The following is an 18756-nucleotide window of genomic DNA, read 5'->3' as shown; positions in this document are numbered from 1 at the left end:
TTTTTTACGGGTCTTCTCGCCGGGACTGAGCAGGTTAGGAGGTGGCGGCGAGCAAGAACTCCGCGGCTTTTTTCTCTGAGCGCATGGCCGCGATGATGCGCGAGATTTCAATGATCTTGGCATTGAGTTGCGCGCTGGAGGTGCAGCGCTCGATCTGCAGGCAGAGGCTTTCCGAATCCGGTCCGAGCAGATTGTCCAGCAAGTGTGTTGCACGCCGCATCGCCGCCGTCAGGGTGGCATCCGGTTCATTGTCTTTGGGCTTGGCGGCTTGGGTCGGTGCCGGCGTCGGCTGGGGGGCAGGTTTGGGCGCGTCGACGATGGAGGCAAATCCTGCGTCCAGCAACTGCGCCAGCATCTGCCTGGCTTCCTCCGGGTTGGGCAAAGGTTTGAGCAACTCTGCGACGGACTTCGCACCGTCCACCACAATCAACAACATGCGCAGCTTTGGAGTCAGCAGCGGATCTCTTTGTTTGATGCCGTTGATGCCGGCTTCGGTCTTGCGCAAAACGGTGCTGGCCTGGAGTTCGGACATGAGTGACTGCCTCCTCAAAATCGCAGGAATGGCCCGATCAGCGACTGCGAGAACGCGGGCATCCTGCTCTTGCTGCATTCTATCCATGCCGACTTCTTGTTGGAAATAAATTGGGAGCTGCCTGGGCTTGGTGCAGGGTGTTGGGGTTTTCCCTCGACTTGTCAGCCACGCATAAGTTTCACGCAAGCTCCTGTTGGTTTCGCGTCAGAGCTGGGTCAGGCCTGTCCAAAATAATCGTCTCCAGCTTCCATGTTGGAGGCCCAACTATTATGGAGACAAGCATCATGTCAACAGCAGTCGACAACAGACCCATGACAGGTGAGCAGAAGAAAGTGATCTTCGCCTCATCGCTGGGCACCGTATTCGAGTGGTACGACTTCTACCTGTACGGTTCTTTGGCCCCCATCATTGCAAAGCAATTCTTCAGCGCCCTGGATGCCGGCTCCGCCTTCATCTTCGCCTTGCTCGCGTTTGCAGCCGGTTTCATCGTGCGCCCCTTCGGTGCGCTGGTGTTCGGGCGCCTGGGCGACATGATTGGTCGCAAATACACCTTCTTGGTCACCATCGTGATCATGGGTCTGTCCACGTTCATCGTGGGCTTGCTGCCCAGCTACGCCTCCATCGGCGTCGCCGCACCGGTCATCCTGATTGCCTTGCGCATGCTGCAGGGGCTGGCGCTGGGTGGTGAATATGGTGGCGCCGCCGTGTACGTGGCCGAACACGCGCCGCACGGCAAGCGTGGCGCTTACACCTCCTGGATCCAGACCACGGCCACGCTGGGCCTGTTCCTGTCGCTGATGGTGATTCTCGGTACCCGCACCATTGTTGGCGAAGCGGCGTTTGCTGACTGGGCCTGGCGCGTTCCGTTCGTCGTCTCCATTCTGTTGCTGGCCGTGTCGGTGTACATCCGCCTCTCCATGAACGAGTCCCCCGCCTTCCAGAAAATGAAGGCCGAAGGCAAGACCTCCAAAGCGCCGCTGTCCGAGTCATTCGGCCAGTGGAAAAACCTGAAGATCGTGATTCTGGCCCTGATCGGTTTGACCGCAGGCCAGGCCGTGGTCTGGTATTCCGGTCAGTTCTACGCGCTGTTCTTCCTGACGCAAGCGCTCAAGGTGGATGGCTCGACGGCCAACATCCTGGTGGCCTTCTCCCTGGTTCTGGGCACACCGTTCTTCATCGTCTTCGGCGCCCTGTCTGACAAGATCGGCCGCAAGCCCATCATCATGGCCGGTTGCCTGCTGGCGGCCTTAACGTATTTCCCGGTGTTCACCGCCCTGACCAAAGCCGCCAACCCCGATCTGGCTGCTGCGCAAGCCAAGAACCAGGTCATCGTGACGGCTGATCCCAAGGAGTGCTCGTTCCAGTTCAATCCGACCGGCACCGCCAAGTTCACCAGCTCGTGCGACATTGCCAAGCAGGTGTTGGCGGGGGCTTCGGTGAGCTATGAGAACGCAGTCGCTGCATCCGGTACGCCTGCCACCATCAAGATTGGCGAAACCGTGATCACCGGCTACACCGCCAAAGGCCTGAGCGCTGATGAGGCCAAGAAAAAGGACGGTGAGTTCAAGAAAGGCGTGGCTGAGGCACTCAAGGCCGCCGGCTACCCCAGCAAGGCAGACCCCGCCAAGATTGACAAGGTCATGGTCACGGCCATCCTGTTTTACCTCGTGGTCCTGGTGACCATGGTGTACGGCCCGATTGCCGCCATGCTGGTTGAGCTGTTCCCCACCCGCATCCGCTACACGTCCATGAGCCTGCCCTACCACATCGGCAACGGCTGGTTCGGCGGCCTGTTGCCCACGACGGCGTTTGCCATCGTCGCGCAGACCGGCAACATGTACAACGGCTTGTGGTACCCGATCATCATCGCGGCTGCCACGGTGGTGATTGGCACGCTGTTCATCAGGGAAACGAAAGACGTTGACATTTACGCCAAGGACTGATTCTTTTCAAGTAAAAGCCAGAGGCCGGCACGATGACAAGATCGTGCCGGCCTTGATTGAAAACCTGCAGGCCCTCCCCATTTGCGAGGGCCTGTTTTTTGGAGAAATGACATGTGGAAAATTGTGGTGGGCTTTATCGTGTTTGCTGGTCTTGCGCTTTTGGTGTTGAGCAAGGGCGGCGATATTGACATGAGTGGAGAAAAGCACGGTGCGGCCAAAATGCACACACCCACGGGGGTGGCCATGAAGGCGCAGACCGGCCTGTCAGCGACCGTGTGAATGGGCTGCAGCCCGCCGTGGCGATGGCTGCGTCGATCTCATTGAGGGTCACCCCGAACTGGTACACGGCTCGAAAATAAGTTAAATTGAACCGAGGCGACCATAAAATTTATAACATCGTCGTGACAACAATTTAATTGCCGCAAGTCGCCGCCGGGGCGTGGCGTACCTATTGGAGACAAGCCGATGATTTACATAAAAACAGAGTTGGGGCAAGCCGCTTTGCACGACCGGTCGATTCCCCTGACACCTCGTCAGCGCTCGGCTTTCATCATGTTTGATGGCAAGCGCAGTGCGGATGACGTGTTGAAGGCAACCGCAGGGCTGGGCGTCAGCCAGGATGATTTGAATCACCTGGTGACGCTGGGCTTGCTGGCCGCGACAGCCGCGGCCCCCGTTGCTGCGCCAGCCCCCGCGCAAAACGCTGACGGAACGCCGACCCTGAATGCGCAGGAGCATTATTCACGCGCTTATCCGATCGCCACGCGGCTGACCGCCGATCTGGGTTTGCGTGGCTTCCGGCTCAATCTTGCGGTTGAGGCCGCCACGGATTTACCCAAGCTCAAGGAGCTGGCGCCCAAAATCAAGGAAGCTGTCGGCGACGAGAAGTTCAGGGAACTGGAACGCGCCCTGTACTACTGAGCGCCGCCTGATGGCCGCAGCCTGGCGGGCATCAGCGCTTGAATCTTCCGTCCGTACCAATGATGGACAAGTCGGCAAAATCCAGCCCCGTGTGATCTTCCGGGGTGTAGCTGACTTCCAGGCCGCCAATGTCCAGCTTGCGGATGTTTTCGAGCGCCGCCTGGACCTTCTCGCGGCTCGGTTTCGCGCCCGCACGGCGCAGGCCTTCCACCAGTACCTTGGCCGCCGCAAAACCTTCCAGCATGGCCGGGCTGACTTCATTCTGGCCCTTGGCCTTGGCCAGCTCCTGAGCCTCCTTGACCATGGGGAAAGCGATGGAGCGCTCATAAGGGAACACCTGCGTGACGATCACGCCGCGCCCCTGGTCGCCCAGGCTTTTGATGAACCCGCCTGAAGCATTGTTGGAGAGCGTCACGATCTGCGCCGCGGAGCCGGCTGCCCGGAAGGCCTTGATGCCGTCAACGACTGCGGCGCCCGACGCCACCATCATCACCGCCTGCGCGTTGCTCTGGTAAATCTTGGGGGCGATGGGGCCGAAATCAGGCTTGGCGCGGTTGAACTTTTCCAGAACAACGGGCTGCAGCTTGGCCGCGGACAAGCCTTTTTGCGCCCCTGCCACGCCATCGGCTCCGAAGCTGTCATCCGCGTACACAATGGCGATCCGGGTGATGCCCATGGAGTGCAGGTGCGAGATGGCTTTTTCAGCCTCGCGCTGGTAGGTCGCCCTGACGTTGAAGACATGTTTGCGCACCGGCTGGTGCAGCACCATCGCGCCGGTGGACGGGCCAACAAGGGGCACGCCGTGCTTGTCCAGCAGCGGAATCATGGACTCGGTATGTGGTGTGCCGCGGGTCAGGAACATCGCGGTTACGTTCTGTTCTTCAATCAGCTTGCGCGCGTTGTCGGCCGCCAGCTTGGGGTCGAACTTGTCATCCAGTGAAATCAGCTCGATCTTTTGTCCGTTGACACCGCCCTTGCCGTTGATGGCGTCGATGTAGAGCTTGGCGCCTTCGGTGGTTTCCTTCACGCCGGCACCTACGGGGCCGGTGAATCCGGCGGTTTGTCCGATCAGGATCTGGGCATGGCTGGTGGCACTCAAAGCGGCCAGCATCAGTGCGCCGCACCACAAATTCAATGGCTTCTTCAGTTGTTTCATTGCTTGTCTCATTGTCTGTCTCATTAAAAAGGCATCAGTCTATGCACCCCGGTGAAGCATAACAGTGTGGGAGCTGCGTACTGGGAAACCATGATAAGTGCACAAATGAATGCTTATGACCACACGCTGCGCTCAGCCGCACTCCCTGTCTAGAATGTTTGACCTCACCAGGAAAGACCCAACCCATGTCCCAGGGAACCATCCGCATCCGCGGCGCGCGTCAGCACAACCTTAAAAACCTCGATCTGGACATCCGCACCGGCGAAATGACGGTGGTGACCGGCCCCAGCGGTTCCGGGAAATCGTCGCTGGTGTTTGACACCCTGTTTGCCGAAGGCCAGCGCCGCTACGTTGAAACCTTCTCGGCCTACGCGCGCCAGTTTCTCGACCGCATGGACAAGCCGGCGGTGGACAAGGTCGAGGGCGTGCCGCCCGCCATCGCGATTGACCAGACCAACCCGGTGCGCAGCTCCCGCTCTACCGTGGGCACCATGACGGAACTTAACGACCACCTGAAACTTCTCTACGCCCGTGCGGCGCAGCTGTTTGACAAGAAGACGGCACAGCCGGTGCGCCATGACTCGCCGGAATCCATCTACGCAGAACTGATGGCGCGTACTGGACAGGATGATCCACGGGTCGTCATGACCTTTCCCGTTGAGCTGCCGGCCAATACCAGCGCCGATGAGGTGACTCAGTGGCTGTCGGCCAGCGGCTTCACGCGGGTGCATGCCGAGCGCGAAGTTGCCACGCCCACGGGTCCGAGAAAGCTGTTGGATGTGGTGGCCGACCGGTTTCGCCTGCACAGCGCTGAAAAGGCCCGCGTGATCGAAGCCATTGAAGTCACGCTCAAACACGGTGGCGGGCGCGTCAACGTTTATGTCCAGCGCGACGCAGGCGGCGACAGCGCAGGGCCGCCCCAAGCCGAGCCAGCCCCCTCGGGGGGCAGCGCATTACACGAAGTGAAAAGCGTGGGGGCTAACAATAAGCAGCCCGACGAGATGTGGCGCTTTTCCACCGGCTTGCATTGCCCGGACAGCAACCTGCGCTACGCCGAGCCCACGCCTTCGCTGTTTTCCTTCAACTCCGCCATGGGGGCCTGTGAAACCTGCCGCGGCTTTGGCCGCGTGATCGGCGTCGATTACGGGCTGGTGATTCCCAACGACAAGCTCACCCTTCGCGCGGGGGCGATCAAGGTCATGCAAACACCGGCCTGGCAGGAGGCCCAGGACGACCTGATGCGCCACGCGGAAGCGGCGGGCATACCGCGCGACACGCCCTGGTACAAGCTCACGGCCGAGCAGCAGGGCTGGGTCATCAATGGTTCACCGAGCTGGAACGGCAAGTGGAACCAGCACTGGTTTGGCATCAAGCGTTTCTTCGAGTACCTGGAAAGCAAGGCCTACAAAATGCACATCCGGGTGCTGCTGTCCAAGTACCGTAGCTACACCACCTGCGAAACCTGTGATGGTGCGCGGCTGAAAGCCGAAGCGCTGCTCTGGCGTCTGGGCTCCAAAGAGGCCGCCGACGCGGTGCTGCCGCCCGGCCAGCGTTTCATGCCGGTCGGCGTGCAATGGAGCCGTGCGCAGTTGGAAGCCCTGCCCGGGCTGTCCGTGCATGACCTGATGCGGCTGCCGATTGACAAGTTAAAAATGTTCTTTGACGGTATTGGCTTTACTCCCTCCCCTTTTGGAGGCGGGCAGGGGTGGGGGCGCGCCGAAAGCCCCCCTCCCAACCTTCCCCCAGCGGGGGAAGGGGCCAGACAGGGCGAGGCACAAGCGCTGAAACTTCTTTACGAAGAAATCTCCACCCGCATCAAATACCTGTGCGACGTGGGCATTGGCTACCTCACGCTGGACCGCCAGAGCCGCACGCTGTCCGGCGGTGAAGTGCAGCGCATCAACCTGACCACCGCGCTGGGCACCTCGTTGGTCAACACGCTGTTTGTGCTCGATGAACCCTCGATCGGACTGCACCCGCGCGACATGAACCGCATCACCCAGGCCATGCACCGGCTGCGCGATGCCGGCAACACGCTGGTGGTGGTGGAGCACGACCCGGCCGTGATGCTGGCGGCTGACCGCATGATTGACATGGGCCCGGGGCCGGGCGAGCGGGGCGGGCAGATCGTGTTTGACGGCACGCCCGAAGACCTCAAGCACGCCGATACCCTGACCGGCGCCTACCTGGGTTCGCGCAAGCAGGTTGGCATGGGCTTCAAGCGCGCGGTGACGGACAACACGCCACGCCTGATCCTGGAAGGCGCCCGCGACCACAACCTGAAAAACCTGACGGTGGAGTTTCCCCTGCAGCGGCTGGTGTGTGTCACCGGCGTCAGCGGCTCGGGCAAATCCACCTTGATGCAGGACATTCTGGCGCCCGCCCTGCTGCGCCAGTTTGGCAAGGCCACGGAAACCCCGGGCGCGCATGACCGGCTGATGGGCGCCGACCACCTGACCGATGTGGTGTTCGTCGACCAGTCGCCGATCGGCAAAACCGCGCGTTCCAACCCGGCCAGCTATGTGGGGGCCTGGGACGCCGTGCGCGAGCTGTTTGCCCAGGCGCCCCTGGCCAGGCAGCGCAGCTACACCGCCTCCAAGTTCAGCTTCAACAGCGGGGACGGGCGTTGCCCGACCTGCGGCGGCTCCGGCTTCGAGCATGTGGAGATGCAGTTTCTGAGCGATGTGTACCTGCGCTGCCCGGACTGCGATGGCAAGCGCTACCGGCCCGAGATTCTGGAGGTGACGATTGAAAGGCAGGCCCTGGGCGAGACCCGGCCGCGCGTGCTGAATGTGTCCGACGTGCTGGAGCTCACGGTCAGCGAGGCGACGAAACTGTTTGCGCAGGACCGTGAAGTGCTGCGCGTGCTGCAGCCCATCGTGGACGTGGGTCTGGAGTACGTCAAGCTCGGCCAGCCCGTGCCCACGCTCTCCGGCGGCGAGGCCCAGCGGCTCAAGCTCGCCGGCTTTCTGGCCGATGCCGGCAAGACCGGCAAAGCCAGCGTGAGCAGGCAGCCTCTGGCCCTCAAACATGCCAGCCGTGGCACCCTGTTCCTGTTCGACGAGCCGACCACCGGCCTGCACTTTGACGACATCGCCAAGCTCATGCGCGCGCTGCGCAAGCTGCTGGAAGCGGGGCACTCCCTGATCGTGATCGAGCACAACCTCGACGTGATCCGATCCGCTGACTGGCTGATCGACCTCGGCCCCGAAGGTGGCGAGGCCGGCGGCCTGCTGGTGGCCCAGGGCACGCCCGAAGAGGTGCGCCAGCACGCCACCTCGCACACCGCCCAGGCCTTGCGCGAGTACGAGCAGGCCATGGGTCAGGTGCATGGCGTGGAAGAAGCCCGGCCCAAGGCGTGGGCGACCCGGCCGCAGTTCGCCAACCTGATCCAGATCGTCAATGCGAAAGAGCACAACCTCAAAAGCCTGTCGGTCGACATCCCGCGCGGCAAGTTCAATGTGGTCACCGGCGTGTCGGGCTCCGGCAAGTCCACGCTGGCCTTTGACATCCTGTTCAACGAAGGCCAGCGGCGCTACCTGGAGTCCCTGAACGCTTACGCACGCAGCATCGTGCAGCCGGCCGGACGGCCCGAGGTCGATGCGGTGTACGGCATCCCGCCGACGGTGGCGATCGAGCAGCGCCTGTCGCGCGGCGGCCGCAAGTCCACGGTGGGCACCACCACCGAGGTCTGGCATTTTCTGCGTCTGCTCTACGTCAAGCTCGGCGTGCAGCACTGCACCAAGGACGGCGCGGCGGTGATGCCACAAAGCCCCGAGAGCATTGCTGCACAGCTGCTCAAAGCCTATCGGGGCCAGCACATTGGCCTGCTGGCGCCGCTGGTGATCAACCGCAAGGGGGTGTACACCGAGCTGGCCGACTGGGCCCGCCCGCGCGGCCACACGCACCTGCGGGTTGACGGCGAATTTTTGCCCACCACCGGCTTCCCGCGCATCGACCGCTTCAAGGAGCACACGGTCGAGCTGCCGGTTGCCGACATTCATGTGACGCCGGACAACGAGGCCGCCTTGCGCCAGGCGCTGGCCACGGCGCTGGAGCACGGCAAAGGGGTGGTGCATGTGCTGGCGCCGCTGGACGGCCTGCGTGGCGCCATGCTGGCCGGCACGCCGACCAAGGGCATAGGCCGGCTGGAAGCCTCGTCCACCAAGCGCGCCTGCCCGGTCTGCAGCACCAGCTACCCCGAGCTGGACCCGCGCCTGTTCAGCTACAACAGCAAGCACGGCTGGTGCCCCGACTGCGTGGGCACGGGCGTCAAGCTCACCAAAGAGCAGCGCAAGGTGTTTGACGACTCGGTGCAGGGCGACGACAACAAGGGCCGCGAACAGAGCTTTGCCGAACCCGAGGCCGACGATGTGGTGGACGCGGCATGCCCGAGCTGCGAAGGCACGCGCCTCAACGCGCAGGCCCGTGCCGTCAAATTTTCCGGGGTGGGCATTGCCGAGGTCGCACGCCTGAGCGTGACCGACGTGCGCCGCTGGGTCCAGACGCTGTCGCTCACCGGGCGCGAAGCCGGCATCGCGCGCGACCTGATTCCCGAGATCAAGAGCCGGCTGGAGTTTCTGGAGGACGTGGGCCTGGGCTACCTCACGCTGGACCGTGGCGCGCCCACGCTGTCGGGCGGCGAAGCGCAGCGCATCCGCTTGGCCGCGCAGCTGGGCTCCAACCTGCAGGGCGTGTGCTACGTGCTCGACGAGCCCACCATTGGGCTGCATCCGCGCGACAACCAGATTTTGCTGAGCGCCCTGGGCAAGCTCAGCGACCGTGGCAACACGCTGGTGGTGGTCGAGCATGACGAAGACACCATACGCCGCGCCGACAACATCATCGACATCGGCCCCGGCGCCGGCAAGCGCGGCGGGCGGCTGGTGGCGCAGGGCACGGCCGCGCAACTCTCGGCCGTGCCCGAGTCGCTGACGGGGCGCTACCTCGCACACCCGCTGATCCATCCGCTGCATGCGCGCCGCGAAACGGAGCGGCCCCTCACCCCAGCCCTCTCCCCAGAGGGGCGAGGGAGCGAAACGGGCTTGCTCCCTCTCCCTCTCCCTCTCCCTCTGGGAGAGGGCGGGGGTGAGGGCTCCCCTGCCAAGCCCCTGAGCAAACAAAAGCAGGCCGCGCTGAAAGCCGCTGCATTGAAAGCGGCCGCAGCAAGCGCCAGTGCGCAGCACAACGCCGCACCCGCTGCAGCCAGCAAATTCACCTCCTGGCTCAACGTGGCCAATGCCGACCTGCACAACCTGAAGAACGTATCCATCGACCTGCCGCTGTACCGGCTGGTGGCCGTGACGGGTGTCTCCGGCTCGGGCAAGTCCACGCTGGCGCGCGATGTGCTGCTGACCAATGTTCACGCGGGTGTGATGCAGCGCTCGACCAAGGCCGGGCGCGATGCCGACGAGGCCGGCAAGCGCCCGGCGTGGACCGGCTGCGGCGGTATTGACGGCTACCAGGCCGTTGACCGCGTGCTCGAAGTCGACCAGACGCCGATCGGCAAGACCCCGCGCAGCTGTCCGGCGACCTACATCGGCTTCTGGGACACCATCCGCAAGCTGTTTGCCGAGACGCTGGAAGCGCGTGCGCGCGGCTACGGGGCCGGGCGGTTTTCGTTCAACACTGGCGAAGGCCGCTGCCCGACCTGCGAGGGCGCGGGCGTGCGGACCATTGGCATGAGCTTTCTGCCCGATGTGAAAGTGCTGTGCGAGACCTGCCACGGCGCGCGCTTCAACCCCGAGACGCAGGCGGTGACCTGGCGCGGCAAAAACATTGGCGATGTGCTGCGCATGGAAGTCGATGAAGCCGTCGAGTTCTTTGCCTCCATGCCCAACATCAGCCACCCGCTGCAGCTGCTCAAGGACGTGGGCCTGGGCTACCTCACGCTGGGCCAGCCGTCACCGACGCTCTCGGGCGGCGAAGCGCAGCGCATCAAGCTGGTGACGGAGCTGTCCAAGGTGCGCGACGACATCACGCGCCGCGGCCAGAAAGCGCCGCACACCCTGTACGTGCTGGACGAGCCGACGGTGGGCCTGCACATGGCCGATGTGGAAAAGCTCATCCATGTGCTGCACCGGCTGGTCAATGGCGGCCACAGCGTGGTGGTGATCGAGCACGACCTGGACGTGATCGCCGAAGCCGACTGGGTGATTGACCTGGGGCCGGATGGCGGCAACGCGGGCGGTCGGGTCGTCGCGTCGGCGCCGCCGGAGGAGGTGGTGCGGCTGGGGACGCACACCGGAAAGGCGCTGCAAAGCGTGCTGGCGCGGGTTTGAGGATGGCTTTTGCTATTGAATTAATAGCTGTTTACGCAGGTGTTGAAAGGGCTGGAGGCCGAAATCATTGATAAAAGGTCTGCAAGCAAGCCTGACGCCCCGGAGACAGGCTTTCAGGTGTTGCCCTGATGCGTCGGGTGTGCTGGCGCCGCATGATGGGTCAGCTGGCTGCTCACCTATCGACGGTCAGCAACTGATCCACCACGGAGACCTACCCTCATGCAACGCCGTCATCTACTGCAAACAGCCGCCGCCACGCTGGCCGCGCCCACCCTGGGGGCCTTGAGCTCCGCGCTGGCCCAGGCCCCGGGGTTTCCGGTCAAACCGATCAAGCTCATCATCGCCTTCCCGGCGGGTGGGCCGACCGACATCACCATGCGCTCGCTGGCCGACAGCGCCGGCAAGGTGCTGGGCCAGCCGGTGATTGTGGAAAACAAGCCCGGCGCCGGCGGCACCTTGCCGGCCCAGCAGCTGCAAACCTCGGCGCCCGACGGCTACACCATCGCGCAGATTCCGCTGGGCGTGTTTCGCCTGCCTTACACGACCAAGATCAACTGGGACCCGGTCAAGGACATCGCCTATGTGCTCAATGTCACCGGCTACGCTTTCGGCGTGGTGGTGCCGGCTGACTCACCGCTCAAAAGCTGGACGCATTTTGTCGGCTGGGCCAAGGCCAATCCCGGCAAGCTGACTTACGGCTCGACTGGCACGCTGACCAGCCCGCACCTCACGATGGAGCTGATCGCGCAAAAGCTCGGCCTGCAACTGGTGCATGTGCCGTACAAGGGCAGCGCCGATCTGGCCCAGGCCATCGTCGGCGGCCACGTCATGGCGGCGGCCGATTCCACCGGCTTTGCGCCGCTGGTCGAGGCCGGCAAGCTGCGCGTGCTCAACACCTGGGGCGAGCAGCGCCTGGCCAAGTTCCCGGATGCGCCCACGCTCAAGGAGCTGGGCCTGGACCTGGTGCAGAACTCACCCTTCGGCATCGGCGCGCCGCGCGGCACGCCGCCCGCCGTCGTCAAGCGCCTGCACGATGCCTTCAAGCAGGCGATGGAGCAGGACAGCTACAAGACCGCACTGGCGCGCTATGACATGGTGCCCATGTACATGAGCTCGGCCGGCTACAGCAAGTTTGCGCAGGAAACTTTTTTGCGCGAGAAGGCGCTGGTGGAGAAACTGGGGCTGGGGAAATAGCACACCCCTATCGGGGCTCACTGCGTGTAGCCCCTTTTCCCCTTGCAGGGGACGGCGCCTGCGGCCCGGCTAAGCCGGTTCCGCGGCCCCTGCTGGATCAAACACAACCGTTCGGGCTGAGCTTGTCGAAGCCATGCGTGGGCATGGACATCCTTCGACAGGCTCAGGATGAACGGGGTGTTGGTTTTTCGGTTTTACCGACAGGGTGTACCAGCACAAACAGCTCGTCGGCGAGCTGGTCGGCCAGGGCCGGCTCCACGCCGGCGCCAAAAATCAGGCGGTAAATGAGGGGGGCCATCATGTGGTCCAGCACCTGCTGCACGCTGGGTGTGGCGTCGCCGCGCGCCTGTGCCCGGTTCACCAGCACGGTGGCTTCGGCGCGGCGGTTTTTCAGGCAGTTGGTCTCTTCCGATCCGGCCAGCGCGGCCGCCGCCTTCAGCATCGAGGTGTTGCCGGGCTTGTTGAGGTGGGTGATCAGCCCCCGGGCCCAGGCCGCGAGTTCAGCTTTCAGGTTGCCCGTCTCGGGCAGCGGGCGGTTCGGGTCCAGCCGCTCGGTCGCGGTTTCGCCCAGCAGGCCGTTCACGTCGCCCCAGCGCCGGTAAATGCTGGAGGCGCTGACACCGGCACGCTCGGCCACGGCCGGCACGGTGACCTTGTCGCGGCCTTCCTGGGCAATCAATTCTTCCAGCGCCTTGCGCACCACGGACTGCACCTGCGCGCTGCGGCCGCCGGGGCGTTTGGCCTGGGATGTCGTGGGGGTATTCATGCGCTGATTCTAGCTTAAAGCAACGATATTTGCGTTAATTTAAAACTGGGCGTAGAATTCGCAAACGCAAATAAATTTGCTTTAAGAAAGTCGAGCGTTTCCCATGACCGCACCTGCCACCCCCTCTTTGCAACCGTCCTCATCCTCCACAGCCGCTCGCTGGCGGCTGCCGCCCGCGGCCGCCTTCCCGCTGCTGGCGGTCCTGTTGTTCGCGTTTTTCGCGGCGGGCAGTGCGCCTTCGCCGCTGTTTGTCGTGTTCCAGCAGCAGTGGGGCTTTTCGCCGGCACTGCTGACGGTGGCGTTCGCGATTTATGCGATTGCGCTGCTGGCCTCGCTGCTGGTGGCCGGATCGCTGTCTGACCACATTGGCCGGCGCCCCGTGGTGTTTGTCGCCCTGCTGCTGCAGGCCGGCGCGATGCTGACCTTTTTGCTGGCCGAGGGCATAGGCGGCATCATCGCGGCCCGCGTCGTGCAGGGCATCGCCACCGGCATGGTCAGCGGCGCGCTGACGGCGGCGGTGGTGGAGGCGGCCCCGGCATCGCAAAAACGGCTGGGCGCGATGATAGGCAGTGTCTCGCCGCTGGCGGGGCTGGCCGTGGGCGCCTTGCTGACGGGCATTGCAGTCAAGCTCGCGCTGCACCCGGTGCCGCTGGTGTTCGGCGTGCTGGCCGCCATCTGCGTGACGGGTGCGGTAGCCACGCTGTTCCTCCCGGAAAGCGTCACGCCGCGCCCCGGCGCGCTGGCCTCGCTGGTGCCGCGCATTTCGGTGCCGGTGGCGGCGCGTGTTGAATTTGTGCGCGGGGTGCCGACGATGCTGGCGGTATGGTCGCTCGCGGGCCTGTACCTGTCGCTGGTGCCTTCCGTGCTGCAGCAAATCTTCGGCATCCACAACGGCATCGTCAACGGCCTGGCCATCGCGACATTTTTCGGCCTGGGCGCCGCTTCACCCACGCTGCTGAGGCGCCTGGCTCCCACGCGCATGAGCGCCGTCGGCATGAGCTGGCTCGCCCTGGGCGCCGGCCTGGTGGCCGTGTCGCTGGCCGTCCATTCGGTGGGCCTGTTTTTTGTGGGAACGGCGCTGGCCGGTTTTGGCGGCGGCTCGGCATTCTCGGCCCAGGTGCAGACGCTGGCCCCGCTGGCGCAGCCGCAGCAGCGGGCGGAACTGTTTGCCGCGCTCTATGCCACCAGCTACCTCGCCTTCAGCGTGCCGGCCATGCTGGCCGGCCGGCTGATCGCGCCGCTGGGCCTGCCCGTCACGGTGGAGGGTTACGCCGCGCTGGTGCTGGCGGTGGCCGGCATGGGCGCGTGGCTGCGCTGGGCGTCGCTGCGCCGGGAGGCCGCGCTGGCCGTGCGCTAAGGCCGGTTCAGCAGCGCGCGCGCCACCTCGGCAAAGCCCGCGCCGCGCTCGCCCTCGGTGATGTAGCCCGGCTGGTGCGCCAGCTCCGCCTCGAAGCGGCGGATGTTGGCCACGCCCACGCTGTGCGGAAAATGCTCGAACATCAGCTGGTCGTTGGTCGAATCGCCCACATAAACCCAGCGGGCTATCTCGGCGTCGAGCTCGCGGCCGAACAGCTCGCGGGCTATCCAGCGTGCGCCGTCCAGCTTGTTGTGCCCGCCATACCAGCCGTTGATGTGGATGGAGCTGACCGTGGCGTTCATGCCCTCGGACTGCATGATGCGCACGGCCTGCGCGATTTTTTCGGGCGGCAGGTGCGTGAACTCGCTGTGGTCGATCGCGATGTCGGTCTCGCGGCCCGGCGAGTCTTCAGCCAGCCTGGCGCCCGGCACTTCGCGCAGCACGCGCTGCGCCACCTGTTGCATGCGCGCAAAGTTGGCGGCGCGGGTTGCCGCGTCCTGCTGGTAGAGTTTGGTGAGACCCGCTGCCGTTGCGCGCAGGGCCGCGGCGCCGTTCTCGGCCACGATGGCATCGACCGGCCAGCGCTGTGCAAAAGGCTCGCTCCAGCCCACAGGCCGGCCGGTGATCGGAATCACATGCAGGCCGGCGGCCTTGAGCTCGGCCAGCGCCTGCAGGGCATCGGCGGTGATCGCGCCTTCGGTGGTCAGGGTGTCGTCAATGTCGGTCAAGACCCCGACGATGCCGCGGCGCGCTTCGGCGGGCCAGGTTTTGAGGAATTTCATGACGAAAGTGTCGCATGTCTGTACAATGGCTGGTTTCCTGAGGAGCGTTGCAACCCACGGCATGTGGTCTAGGCTCAGGACTTTCATTTGCAACCACGCTCGCCCGCATGTGCTTTCAAGCCGGGTGAGTGGTGAAAAAATCCCTCCCCACCCTCTTGAGGCGTCATGCCCGTGGCTATTTTGCCCAGTTTGACCATTCGCTTTGGAGATGCCCAAATGAACGCTGTATTGAAACCCGCCCAGCACAACGATTACGCCATTGCCGACCTGTCGCTTGCCGACTGGGGCCGCAAGGAGCTGAACATTGCCCAGACCGAAATGCCCGGCCTGATGGCGATTCGCGAAGAATTCGCCAAATCGCAGCCCCTCAAGGGCGCGCGCATCACCGGCTCGCTGCACATGACCATCCAGACCGGCGTGCTGGTCGAGACCCTGCAAGCCCTGGGCGCCCAGGTGCGCTGGGCCAGCTGCAATATTTTTTCGACGCAGGACCATGCCGCCGCCGCGCTGGTCGCCAAAGGCACGCCCGTGTTCGCCTACAAGGGTGAAAACCTCGACGACTACTGGAAGTACACCCACAACATCTTCGAGTTCCCGGGCGCCAAGGGCACGGCCGAAGAAGGCCCCAACATGATCCTCGACGACGGCGGCGATGCCACCTTGCTGATGCATTTGGGCACCAAGGCCGAGACCGATAGCTCCGTGCTGGCCAAGCCCGGCAGCGAAGAAGAAATCTGTCTGTTCAACGCCATCAAGGCCAAGCTCAAGGAAGACAGCACCTGGTACAGCCGCCGCCTGAAAAACATCATCGGCGTGACCGAAGAGACCACCACCGGCGTGCTGCGCCTCAATGAAATGTCGGCCAAGGGCACGCTGGCCCTGCGCGCCATCAACGTCAACGACTCGGTCACCAAGTCCAAGTTCGACAACCTCTATGGCTGCCGCGAATCGCTGGTCGATGCGATCAAGCGCGCCACCGATGTGATGGTGGCCGGCAAAGTTGCGCTGGTGGCGGGCTACGGCGACGTGGGCAAGGGCTCGGCCCAGGCCCTGCGCGCCCTGAGCGCCCAGGTCTGGGTCACCGAGATCGACCCCATCAACGCCCTGCAGGCCGCCATGGAAGGCTACAAGGTCGTGACCATGGAATACGCCGCCGACAAGGCCGACATTTTTGTGTCCGCCACCGGCAATAAAAACGTCATCACCTATGAGCACATGGCCAAGATGAAAGACCAGGCCATCGTCTGCAACATCGGTCACTTCGACAACGAGATCGACGTGGCCGCGCTGGAAAAATGCCAGTGGGACGAGATCAAGCCCCAGGTCGACCACGTGATCTTCCCGGACGGCAAGCGCATCATCCTGCTGGCCAAAGGCCGGCTGGTGAACCTCGGTTGCGGCACCGGCCACCCCAGCTTTGTGATGTCGTCCAGTTTTGCCAACCAGACCATTGCGCAGATCGAGCTGTTCACCAAGCAGGCCGACTACGAAGTGGGCAAGGTCTATGTGCTGCCCAAGCACCTCGATGAAAAAGTGGCGCGTCTGCACCTCAAGAAAGTCGGCGCGGTGCTGACGGAGTTGAGTGACGAGCAGGCGGCTTACATCGGGGTGTCGAAGGCCGGCCCGTACAAGGCAAATACCTACCGCTATTGATACCCTGCTCCCTCTCCCTCTGGGAGAGGGCAGGGGTGAGGGCTAGCGGCGCTGAGCCAATACCAGACCTGTTTTGAGGTGGCTCACCCTCACCCTCACCCTCACCCTCTCCCAGAGGGAGAGGGGACTAAACCGAAGGCATACATGCGCGCTGACTTATTCCTCGTCGAACACGGCTTTGCCACCACCCGCTCCCAGGCCCAGCGCCTGATTGCGTCGGGGGTGCAGTGGCGCGTGGAAGTTGAAGGCGCGTGGAAGCGGGTTGCCAAAAACGGTGACGAGGTGCCTGATGCCGCCGAACTGCAGGTGCTCGACAACCGCGAAGCCAAGTACATTTCGCGCGGCGGCCTGAAGCTGGAAGGCGCGCTCAAAAGCACGGGTCTCGATGTGACGGGCTTGCGCTGCCTGGACATTGGCCAATCAACCGGCGGCTTTACCGACTGCCTGCTGCAGCACGGTGCGGCGCAGGTGGTGGGCGTGGACGTCGGCCATGGCCAGTTGCACGCCAGCCTGCGTGACGACCCCCGTGTGGTTTGCATAGAAGGCGTCAACGCGCGCTCGCTAACCGCTATTGATTTGATAGCTGCTTGCGCAAATGATGCGGGGGCTGAGGCCGAATTTGATGATGAATTCGATCCGGTTTTTGACTTTCTGACCGGCGACCTGTCCTTTATTTCGCTGACGCTGGTGCTGCCGGCCGTGGTGCGGCTGCTGAAGGCCGACGGCCATTTGCTGATGCTGGTCAAGCCGCAGTTCGAGCTGCAGCCAGGGCAGGTGGGCAAGGGCGGCATTGTGCGTGATGCCTCGCTGTTTGAATTCGTCGAAAAGCGCCTGCGTGACAGCTGTGCCGAACTGGGGCTGGAGGTGCTGGCCTGGCTGGACTCGCCGATTGAAGGGGGTGACGGCAACCGCGAGTTTTTCATTCATGCGAAGAAGGGCCGCGAGCGCGTCGGCGAAGACCAGCCGCTCGCCGCCGCACCGCCGCGAAAAGCGCCCAAGCGCTTGCCGCGCGTCAGCCATGAACCGCACGAAGACCCGGACGCCGCACATGCGGGCCAGCCCGGGCCGGCGCGCAGCAAACGCCGCGACAAAGACCCGAAGAAGGAATGAGGTTTGTGATGAGTCTTCCCATCAGCTTTGAATTTTTCCCGCCCAAGACGCCCGAAGGCGCCGACAAGCTGCGCGCCACGCGCCAGCTGCTGTACGCGCAAAAGCCCGAGTTCTGCTCCGTCACCTTTGGCGCCGGCGGCTCCACCCAGGACGGCACCTTTGGCACGGTCAAGGAAATCCTCGATGAAGGGGTGGACGCGGCCTGCCACTTCTCGTGTGTGGGCGCGACCAAGGCCACGGTGCGCGCGCAGCTCGCCACGCTCAGGGCGATGAATGTCAAGCGGCTGGTGGCGCTGCGCGGCGACCTGCCCAGCGGCTACGGCATAGGTGGCGAGTTTCATTACGCCAGCGACCTGGTGGCCTTCATCCGCGCCGAGACCGGCGATGCCTTTCGCATTGAAGTGGCCGCTTACCCTGAAGTGCACCCCCAGGCCAAGTCGGCCGAGGCGGACCTGCAGGCTTTTGCGACCAAGGTCAAGGCCGGCGCCAACTCGGCCATCACCCAGTATTTTTTCAACACGGATGCCTACTTCCGCTTCGTGGACGACGCGGCCGCGCTGGGCGTGGACCTGGCCATCGTGCCCGGCATCATGCCCATCACCAGCTCGACGCAGCTGATGCGTTTTTCCGATGCCTGCGGTGCTGAAATCCCGCGCTGGATCCGCCTGCGCCTGCAGGGCTATGGCGACGACATCCAGTCCATCAAGGCCTTCGGTCTGGATGTGGTCACCGACTTGTGCGACCAGCTCTGCCGCGCGGGCGTGCCCGGCATCCACTTCTACACCATGAACCAGAGCGCTGCGACGCTGGAGATTTGCAAGCGGCTGGGTTTGTAGTCGGTGCTGCTTCAGCGGAAGAATGCTATAAATTAAATAGCAACTTGCGCCTGTTGATATTGGGCTGCAGGCATCTTTTGATGCAAACCAAGGGCTGCGCGAATTCCCCCGCAGCCGCTGCTTTTCCCGCCTTCAAGGCGGGGCCGGCCCAGCTTTTCGCAAATCCCGGACCTGCGGGCTTGACCTGGAGTGCACTCGAGGATTTTTAATGCGTGAGCGGGCCAG

At 63.7% G+C, this 18756-nt stretch carries 13 protein-coding genes and 1 riboswitch; of the genes, 9 read left to right on the top strand and 4 right to left on the bottom strand.

Annotated elements, in window-relative coordinates:
- Nucleotides 1-34 precede the first annotated feature (34 nt).
- Complete coding sequence (locus V6M61_RS13580; protein WP_332777105.1) at nucleotides 35-532, bottom strand: hypothetical protein; 498 nt, start codon at nucleotides 530-532, stop codon at nucleotides 35-37.
- Nucleotides 533-816: 284 nt separating this feature from the next.
- On the opposite strand from V6M61_RS13580, the gene V6M61_RS13575 reads away from it, so the two are divergent.
- The 3 genes from V6M61_RS13575 to V6M61_RS13565 all read left to right on the top strand — a co-directional run bounded on the left by V6M61_RS13575 (nucleotide 817) and on the right by V6M61_RS13565 (nucleotide 3396).
- Entirely contained in the window at nucleotides 817-2475 is a 1659-nt protein-coding gene (locus tag V6M61_RS13575) for an MFS transporter (RefSeq protein ID WP_332777104.1), read from the top strand.
- Nucleotides 2476-2586: 111 nt separating this feature from the next.
- Complete coding sequence (locus V6M61_RS13570; protein ID WP_332777103.1) at nucleotides 2587-2754, top strand: hypothetical protein; 168 nt, start codon at nucleotides 2587-2589, stop codon at nucleotides 2752-2754.
- A gap of 186 nt (nucleotides 2755-2940) precedes the next feature.
- Nucleotides 2941-3396, top strand: a complete 456-nt coding sequence (locus V6M61_RS13565) for a hypothetical protein (RefSeq protein ID WP_332777102.1) — start codon at nucleotides 2941-2943, stop codon at nucleotides 3394-3396.
- Between the two features lie 31 nt (nucleotides 3397-3427).
- On the opposite strand, the gene V6M61_RS13560 is transcribed toward V6M61_RS13565, so the two are convergent.
- Nucleotides 3428-4552, bottom strand: a complete 1125-nt coding sequence (locus tag V6M61_RS13560) for an ABC transporter substrate-binding protein (protein ID WP_442957779.1) — start codon at nucleotides 4550-4552, stop codon at nucleotides 3428-3430.
- A 185-nt stretch (nucleotides 4553-4737) separates the two neighbouring features.
- Here V6M61_RS13560 and uvrA point away from each other — a divergent pair, with 185 nt between their 5' ends.
- Nucleotides 4738-10833 (top strand): excinuclease ABC subunit UvrA, encoded by a 6096-nt coding sequence (gene uvrA / locus V6M61_RS13555; RefSeq protein ID WP_332777101.1) that lies wholly within the window; start codon nucleotides 4738-4740, stop codon nucleotides 10831-10833.
- 219 nt (nucleotides 10834-11052) lie between these two features.
- Nucleotides 11053-12027: a tripartite tricarboxylate transporter substrate binding protein gene (locus tag V6M61_RS13550; RefSeq protein ID WP_332777100.1), complete on the top strand. Its 975-nt coding sequence runs from the start codon at nucleotides 11053-11055 to the stop codon at nucleotides 12025-12027.
- Between the two features lie 163 nt (nucleotides 12028-12190).
- Here V6M61_RS13550 and V6M61_RS13545 read toward each other — a convergent pair whose 3' ends face one another.
- The gene (locus V6M61_RS13545) at nucleotides 12191-12793 is read right to left on the bottom strand and encodes a TetR/AcrR family transcriptional regulator (protein WP_332777099.1); all 603 of its coding nucleotides are present in this window, start codon (nucleotides 12791-12793) and stop codon (nucleotides 12191-12193) included.
- A gap of 103 nt (nucleotides 12794-12896) precedes the next feature.
- Between V6M61_RS13545 and V6M61_RS13540 the strand changes: the two genes are divergently transcribed.
- Nucleotides 12897-14150 carry an MFS transporter gene (locus V6M61_RS13540; protein ID WP_332777098.1) on the top strand — a complete coding sequence of 418 codons (1254 nt, stop codon included), beginning with the start codon at nucleotides 12897-12899 and terminating at the stop codon, nucleotides 14148-14150.
- On the opposite strand, the gene V6M61_RS13535 is transcribed toward V6M61_RS13540, so the two are convergent.
- Complete coding sequence (locus tag V6M61_RS13535) at nucleotides 14147-14932, bottom strand: HAD-IIB family hydrolase (protein WP_332777097.1); 786 nt, start codon at nucleotides 14930-14932, stop codon at nucleotides 14147-14149. The two genes, V6M61_RS13540 and V6M61_RS13535, sit on opposite strands and share 4 nt — an antisense overlap.
- Nucleotides 14933-14965: 33 nt before the next feature.
- Nucleotides 14966-15040: riboswitch (S-adenosyl-L-homocysteine riboswitch) on the top strand.
- A 108-nt stretch (nucleotides 15041-15148) separates the two neighbouring features.
- Between V6M61_RS13535 and ahcY the strand changes: the two genes are divergently transcribed.
- The 3 genes from ahcY to metF all read left to right on the top strand — a co-directional run bounded on the left by ahcY (nucleotide 15149) and on the right by metF (nucleotide 18531).
- Nucleotides 15149-16585 (top strand): adenosylhomocysteinase, encoded by a 1437-nt coding sequence (gene ahcY / locus V6M61_RS13530; protein WP_332777096.1) that lies wholly within the window; start codon nucleotides 15149-15151, stop codon nucleotides 16583-16585.
- Between the two features lie 144 nt (nucleotides 16586-16729).
- Nucleotides 16730-17695 (top strand): TlyA family RNA methyltransferase, encoded by a 966-nt coding sequence (locus tag V6M61_RS13525; RefSeq protein ID WP_332777095.1) that lies wholly within the window; start codon nucleotides 16730-16732, stop codon nucleotides 17693-17695.
- A gap of 8 nt (nucleotides 17696-17703) precedes the next feature.
- Nucleotides 17704-18531 (top strand): methylenetetrahydrofolate reductase [NAD(P)H], encoded by an 828-nt coding sequence (gene metF, locus V6M61_RS13520; RefSeq protein WP_332777094.1) that lies wholly within the window; start codon nucleotides 17704-17706, stop codon nucleotides 18529-18531.
- Nucleotides 18532-18756: the final 225 nt, after the last annotated feature.

The sequence above is a fragment of the Polaromonas sp. genome, assembly GCF_036676035.1.
Taxonomy (GTDB): Bacteria; Pseudomonadota; Gammaproteobacteria; order Burkholderiales; family Burkholderiaceae_C; genus Polaromonas.
Note: the sequence above shows the minus strand (reverse complement) of the source record. Positions and strands in the feature narration are given on the sequence as shown.